The following is a 7035-nucleotide window of genomic DNA, read 5'->3' on the forward strand; positions in this document are numbered from 1 at the left end:
GAACGCGCTCATCGGTGTTGGTGTCGACCCTGCGGCGTTCTTCGACCGGTTCATCGACCGGGTCGGCCCGTTCGCGCGGCGGCTCGGCGCGAAGCCGAGCTACTCGTAGATTCCCTCCAGATACCACCGCCTTTGCCGGTAGCACAGCAGCAGCGCGCGCTCGCTCTCGAGCAGCACCTGCACGCGGGCTGTGCGGCCCCTGGCCTGCTCTGGATCCCACCACCGCTCGTCGACCGGCCAGGGTCCGGCCCACCACTGCAACCTGTCGTCACGTCCGTGAGCGGTCAGCCGCGCCGGGTCTGAAGAGAACACGCCCCGGCTGGTCACCCGTATCGGATTATTTTGGGCATCAAGCAATTCCACCGGATCGTCGAGCAGCACCGTCGGTGACGGCTCGGGCAGCTGACCAGGCCAGGGCCGGTGCGGATCGGCCCGGGGCACCGGCTCGTCGCCCAGCGGCGTCAACGTGATGCGTTCGGCGGGCCCACGACCACCGGACAGTACCGGCACCTGCACCGCCTCCGGGCCGAGCAGACCCTGCACCCGTACCAGTGCCCGACGCGCCCGCATCCTGTCTTCCTCACCGAGACCGCCCCATAGTGGCAACTGCAGCGCCCCGGCGGACACCACCTCTACCGGCTGCAGCCGCAGCAGCGTCACCGGCGCGGTTGGTCGCTGCGCGGCGGTCCGATTGTTCAGCCAGCCGTCCAGCTGCCAGCGCACCCGGTCGGCGGTGGCATCTTCGGTCAACGGCTCAGCGCAGCGCCACACCCGTTGCAGCTCTTCGCCGTTGGCGGTGACGGCGTGAATGGCCAGCCGGGTGCATCCCACCCCGGCGGCCATCAACGTCTGGTGCAGCGTGGCTGCCAATGAACGCCCGGCGAATGCTGCGGCGTCGACCCGTTCGATCGGCGGATCGCAGTGCAGCACGGCGTCGAGTTCCGGCGGCGGCTCACGCCCGGACGGCGCGCGCTCCGGCTCACCGCGGGCGAACCGGTGCGCGGCCAGCGCGTCGGTGCCGAACCGCGAAGCCACATCGGTGCGCGACAGCGCGGCAAACTGCCCGATGGTGCGAATTCCCATCCGCCACAACAGGTCTACCAGCTCTTCTCGGCCCGGGCCGGACAGGCTTGGCTCGGTGGCCAGTTGGCGGATCGACAACGCTGACAAAAACCGGGCGTCTTCTCCCGGCTCCACAATTCGGCCCGCCCGCGCAGCGAAGACCGCGGTGGACAACTGGTCGGCGATGCCGACCTGACATTCGGCGCCGGCCGCGGCCACCGCGTCAATCAGCCGCTCGGCCGCCTGCTGCTCGGACCCGAAATAGCGGGCCGCACCGCGCACCGGTAACACCACCAGTCCGGGCCGTAGCACCTCGGCGCGGGGCACCAGATCGTCTACCGCCGCGATCACCTTCTCGAACAAGCGGGCGTCGCGGTCGCAGTCCGCAGCGACCACATGCAGTTGCGGGCAGCGGGCCGCCGCCTCGCGCCGCCGTAGGCTGCGCACCACCCCCGCCGACCGGGCAGCCGACGAGCAGGCGATCACCCGGTTGGCCAGCGTGACCGCGACGGGGGCCGTCGCGGGCAGGCCCGCGGCCGCCGCCGCAGCGACCGCAGGCCAGTCCATGCACCAGATCGCCAGTACCCGGGCGGACACCGAACCCGCCTCACCCGGTTCGCGCCCTGAACGCGCGCCCCTGCGTGCGCACCTCGAGCCGAACCTTACTGATCCGCCCGAACCCGGGAGTTGCTGTGCCGCAAGTGGTTTCGTAACCGCAGATCCGGGCGTCCAGACGCATCGACGCCCCGTGCCAGTCGCCGTCGGTGACCAGTAGGGTGCAGCCTTTCTGGCGGGCGCGAGCCGTCACCGCCCGCGCCCGGGTCAACGGCACCGAGCGCCCACCCATGCCGAGAACAACCAGGTCCATCCCGTCCATCAGCACCGCAGCGACCTCCACCGGATCGGTCCCGGGATCCGGGATCACCGCGAGCCGGCTCAGGTCCGCCCCCATCTCGACAGCGGCCAGCAGCCCGATGTCCGGCTGACCGACGATCGCCGCGTTCCCGCCGGCGGCCGTCACCGCGGCCACCATGTTCAGCAGCAACGACCGGGCTCCCGAGACCACAGCCACCGTTCCGCGCGGCAATGCACCCGGCAGCGTCTCGGCAAGCAGCTGCGGGACGGGCAACGTGGTTTCTGACTCCGGCAGCAGCTCATCGGAATGAGCGTGCCCACGTCGTCCGGCGCCTACTTTCCCGGACGCCTCCGCCATCTGCCGACGTAGCAGTTTCAGCTGCTCGACGCGGTCACCGAGCCGCTGATCGAGGGCAAGAGCGCTCGTCATAATCTCCCCTCCTGGGCACGGTCGAACCGTCAACTGTTTTCGAATATATGTTCGATACAGTCGAGTAAACACCTGCCCTCCGACAAGGTCAAGCGGGCTCCGCATCCCACGAGGAGGGAAAGCTCAGGCCTTTGTTTTCGGCTGTCTCACAAGCCTCTTCGGCCTCGGCGATCACATCCGTCACAAATTGCTGCGTCGAGGCAATACACCCGTGTGCCCGCCTCCTGAGCGACGGCGAAGGATGAAAGCGCCGGCTACTCCCACTCGATCGTGCCGGGCGGCTTACTGGTGACGTCCAACACCACGCGATTGACCTCGGCGACCTCGTTGGTGATCCGGGTCGAGATGCGCTCCAGCACGTCGTAGGGCACCCGGGTCCAGTCGGCGGTCATGGCATCCTCACTCGACACCGGCCGCAGCACGATCGGGTGTCCGTAGGTGCGGCCATCGCCCTGCACCCCGACCGAGCGGATGTCGGCCAGCAGCACCACCGGGCACTGCCAGATCTGGCTGTCCAGACCGGCCGTAGAGAGCTCCTCGCGCGCGATCGCGTCGGCGCGCCGCAATGTGTCCAGCCGCGCCGCGGTGACTTCCCCGACAATCCGGATCGCCAACCCTGGACCCGGAAATGGTTGGCGCGCAACGATTTCCTCCGGCAACCCTAACTCCCGGCCGACCGCGCGCACCTCGTCTTTGAACAGCAGCCGCAGCGGTTCGACGAGTTTGAACTTCAAGTCGCCGGGCAGCCCACCGACGTTGTGGTGGCTTTTGATGTTCGCGGTGCCGCTGCCTCCCCCGGACTCGACCACATCCGGATACAGCGTGCCCTGCACCAAGAACTCGACTTCAGCCTCGCTATCGCACACCACATCACGCACCGCGCCCTCGAAGGCCCGGATGAACTGCCGGCCGATGATCTTGCGTTTGCCTTCCGGGTTGGTCACTCCCGTCAGCGCGTCGAGGAAGGTCGCCGCCGCGTCGACCGTCACCAGGTTGGCGCCGGTGGCGGCCACGAAATCGCGCTGCACCTGCGCGCGTTCACCGGCGCGCAGCAGCCCGTGGTCGACGAACACACAGGTCAACCGGTCACCGATGGCGCGCTGCACCAGCGCCGCTGCCACCGCCGAATCCACTCCACCGGACAGCCCGCAGATCGCATACCCGTCGCCGATCTGCGCCCGCACCTGCTCGACGAGCGTGTCGGCGATGTTGGCGGGCGTCCACTCCACACCGATGCCGGCGAACTCGTGCAGAAACCGGCTGAGCACCTGCTGCCCGTGCGGGGTGTGCATCACCTCGGGGTGGTATTGCACGCCGGCCAGTCGTCGGGCGCGGTTTTCGAATGCGGCCACCGGGGAGCCCGCGCTGGTGGCCACCACGTCGAAACCATCCGGTGCGGCGGTGACGGCGTCGCCGTGACTCATCCACACCGGCTGAGTCCCGGGCAGATCGGCATGCAGATCGCCGCCGGTGACCGTCAACTCGGTGCGACCGTACTCGCTGGTGCCGGTGCGCGCGACGGTGCCACCGAGGCTCTGCGCCATGGCCTGGAATCCGTAGCAGATGCCGAACACTGGGACATCGAGGTTGAACAGCGCCGGATCGAGCTGCGGGGCGCCGTCGGCGTAGACGCTGGCCGGCCCGCCGGACAGCACAATCGCCTGCGGGTCGCGCGCCTTGATTTCTTCCACCTCGGCGGTGTGCGGGATCACCTCCGAGAACACCCGCGCTTCACGCACCCGGCGGGCGATCAACTGGGCGTACTGCGCGCCGAAGTCGACCACCAACACGGGGCGGCTAGGCGATGCTGATTCCACCGGCTCAGTCTATGGGCGCCGCAACAACCGGCCGCGCCACTAAGCGACGACTTGGTGTCGTGCGCGCGAAATCGCCGCCCAGGGATGCGTGGCATGGTGAAGTGGTATCGCCGCAACTGCCGTCAGCCGGAAGTGAGGTTGCCTGTGCTGGGTTTACCGGATTCGGTGCACGCCTGTCTGTTCGACCTCGACGGTGTGCTCACCGACACCGCGAGCGTGCACACCAAGGCCTGGAAGAAAATGTTCGACGCCTTCCTTCGCGAGCGTGCCGAGCGCACCGGCGAAGAGTTCGTGCCGTTCGACCCGGTTTCGGACTACCGCGAATACGTGGACGGCAAGAAACGCGAAGACGGGGTCCGCTCGTTTCTGGCCAGCCGCGGTATCGAGCTGCCCGAGGGAGAACCGGACGATCCCCCCGACGCCGAGACCGTGGAAGGTCTGGGCAACCGCAAAAACGAGGCGTTCCAGAAGACGCTTCACGACGACGGTGTCGAAGTGTTCGACGGGTCGCGACGCTATCTGGAGGCCGTCGCCGACGCCAGACTAAAGGTGGCAGTGGTCTCCTCCAGCGCCAACACCCGCGACGTGCTCGAGGTCACTGGCCTCGACCGGTTCGTCCAGCAGCGGGTGGACGGCGTGACGCTGCGCGAAGAGCACCTGCCCGGAAAGCCGGCCCCGGACTCGTTTTTGCGGGCGGCTGAACTGCTCGGCGTCGAACCCGGCGCGGCGGCGGTGTTCGAGGACGCCCTGTCCGGCGTGGCTGCAGGCCGAGCCGGGAACTTCGGTTTCGTGGTCGGCGTCGACCGGCTCGGCCAAGCCGAGGACTTGCGCCGCAACGGCGCCGACGTCGTCGTCAACGACCTGGCCGACCTGCTGTAGGGCGCGGTCATGATCACTGAAGAAGCCTTTCCCGTCGAACCCTGGCAGGTGCGCGAAACCCGGTTGGACTTCAACCTGTTGGCGCAGTCGGAATCGCTGTTCTCGTTGTCCAACGGGCACATCGGAATACGAGGCAACCTCGACGAAGGTGAGCCGCATGGCATTCCGGGCACCTATCTGAACTCGTTCTACGAAGTGCGGCCGCTGCCCTACGCCGAGGCGGGATACGGGTTCCCGGAGGCCGGCCAGACCGTTGTCGACGTCACCAACGGCAAGATCATCCGGCTGCTGGTCGACGACGAGCCGTTCGACGTCCGCTACGGCGAACTGCTCGATCACGAGCGGTGTCTCGACCTGCGGGCGGGAACACTGACCCGCCGCGCGCACTGGCGCTCGCCGGCGGGCAAGCAGGTGAAGGTGGTGTCGACCCGGCTGGTGTCGCTGGCCCAGCGAAGTGTGGCCGCCATCGAGTACGTGGTCGAGGCCATCGACGAATTCTGCCGCGTCACATTGCAATCCGAACTGGTCGCCAACGAGGACCTGCCGGAGAGTTCGAGCGATCCGCGGGTGGCTGCTGTGTTGGACAATCCACTCGAGGCGGTCGAGCAGGACTGCTCTGAACAGCGGGCCATGCTGATGCATCGGACCCGGGCCAGCGGGTTGATGATGGCCGCGGCGATGGACCACCAGATCGAGGTGCCCGGCCGGGTCGAGTTCGACACCGACACACGCCCGGATTTGGCGCGCACCACCGTGATCTGTGGGCTGCGCCCGGGGCAGAAGCTGCGCATCGTCAAGTACCTGGCCTACGGGTGGTCGAGTTTGCGCTCACGTCCCGCGCTGCGCGACCAGGCGGTGGCGGCGTTGACCGGCGCACGTTACAGCGGGTGGCAGGGCTTGCTGGACGCCCAGCGCGAGTATCTCGACGACTTCTGGGACAGCGCGGACGTGGAGGTCGAAGGCGACCCTGTCGTCCAGCAGGCGGTGCGGTTTGGGCTCTTCCACATACTGCAAGCCAGTGTGCGGGCGGAAGTTCGGGCCATCCCGGGCAAGGGACTGACGGGCAGCGGCTATGACGGCCATGCCTTCTGGGACACCGAGGGCTTCGTGCTTCCCGTGCTCACCTATACCGCGCCCCACGCAGCAGCCGATGCCCTGCGGTGGCGAGCCGCGACCCTGGACCTGGCCAAGGAGCGCGCGGCCGAACTCGGCCTGGAAGGCGCAGCGTTCCCGTGGCGGACGATCCGGGGTCAGGAGTGCTCGGGCTACTGGCCGGCCGGCACGGCGGCCTTTCACGTCAACGCCGATATCGCAATGGCGTTCGAGCGCTACCGCATCGTCACCGGCGACCACTCGGTGGAGGAAGACTGCGGGCTGGAGGTGCTGATCGAGACCGCCCGGCTCTGGCACTCGCTCGGACACCATGACCGCCACGGCGTGTGGCACCTCGACGGCGTCACCGGCCCGGACGAATACACCGCGGTCATGCGCGACAACGTGTTCACGAATTTGATGGCGGCACACAACTTGCGCGTGGCGGCTGACGCATGCACTCGCCATCCCGAAAAAGCGCGCGCCTTGGGAGTCAGCACCGAGGAGACCGCCGCCTGGCGTGATGCGGCCAACGCCGCGCACATTCCCTACGACGAGGAACTGGGCGTGCACCAGCAGTGCGAGGGGTTTACCACCTTCGCCGAGTGGGACTTCGACAAGAACACCACGTACCCGTTGTTGTTGCACGAGCCCTACGTGCGGCTCTACCCGGCACAAGTGATCAAGCAGGCCGACCTGGTGCTGGCGATGCAGTGGCAAAGCCACGCGTTCACGCCCGAACAGAAGGCCCGCAACGTCGACTACTACGAACGGCGCACGGTGCGCGACTCGTCGCTGTCGGCGTGCACGCAGGCGGTCATGTGCGCCGAGGTCGGCCACCTCGAGCTGGCTCATGACTATGCCTACGAGGCAGCGCTGATCGATTTGCGCGACTTGCAC

At 67.8% G+C, this 7035-nt stretch carries 5 protein-coding genes; 2 read left to right on the forward strand and 3 right to left on the reverse strand.

What is annotated here, in order from left to right; genetic code table 11:
• Positions 1-99: 99 nt before the first annotated feature.
• From VFA16_RS12855 to guaA, 3 genes are all read right to left on the reverse strand, one after another.
• Positions 100-1629, reverse strand: a complete 1530-nt coding sequence (locus VFA16_RS12855) for a DNA polymerase Y family protein (protein WP_324968184.1) — start codon at positions 1627-1629, stop codon at positions 100-102.
• Between the two features lie 40 nt (positions 1630-1669).
• A complete protein-coding gene (locus VFA16_RS12860; RefSeq protein ID WP_324968180.1) occupies positions 1670-2347 on the reverse strand; it encodes a hypothetical protein in 678 nt (225 codons plus the stop codon).
• Between the two features lie 254 nt (positions 2348-2601).
• Positions 2602-4164 carry a glutamine-hydrolyzing GMP synthase gene (guaA, locus tag VFA16_RS12865; RefSeq protein WP_324968181.1) on the reverse strand — a complete coding sequence of 521 codons (1563 nt, stop codon included), beginning with the start codon at positions 4162-4164 and terminating at the stop codon, positions 2602-2604.
• Positions 4165-4257: 93 nt separating this feature from the next.
• Here guaA and VFA16_RS12870 point away from each other — a divergent pair, with 93 nt between their 5' ends.
• Positions 4258-5043, forward strand: coding sequence for a beta-phosphoglucomutase family hydrolase (locus VFA16_RS12870; RefSeq protein ID WP_324968182.1), 786 nt, complete (start codon positions 4258-4260; stop codon positions 5041-5043).
• A 9-nt stretch (positions 5044-5052) separates the two neighbouring features.
• The coding region (locus VFA16_RS12875; RefSeq protein WP_324968183.1) for a glycoside hydrolase family 65 protein at positions 5053-7035 on the forward strand (1983 nt) is incomplete at its 3' end.

Source organism: Mycobacterium sp. (assembly GCF_035653355.1).
Classification (GTDB): Bacteria; Actinomycetota; Actinomycetes; order Mycobacteriales; family Mycobacteriaceae; genus Mycobacterium.

Excerpts from the sequence above, each read along its gene's own strand:
- VFA16_RS12855 (WP_324968184.1), bottom strand. The coding sequence starts at position 1,629 with ATGGACTGGCCTGCGGTCGCTGCGGCGGCGGCCGCGGGCCTGCCCGCG.
- VFA16_RS12860 (WP_324968180.1), bottom strand. The coding sequence starts at position 2,347 with ATGACGAGCGCTCTTGCCCTCGATCAGCGGCTCGGTGACCGCGTCGAG.
- VFA16_RS12870 (WP_324968182.1), top strand. The coding sequence starts at position 4,258 with ATGGTGAAGTGGTATCGCCGCAACTGCCGTCAGCCGGAAGTGAGGTTG.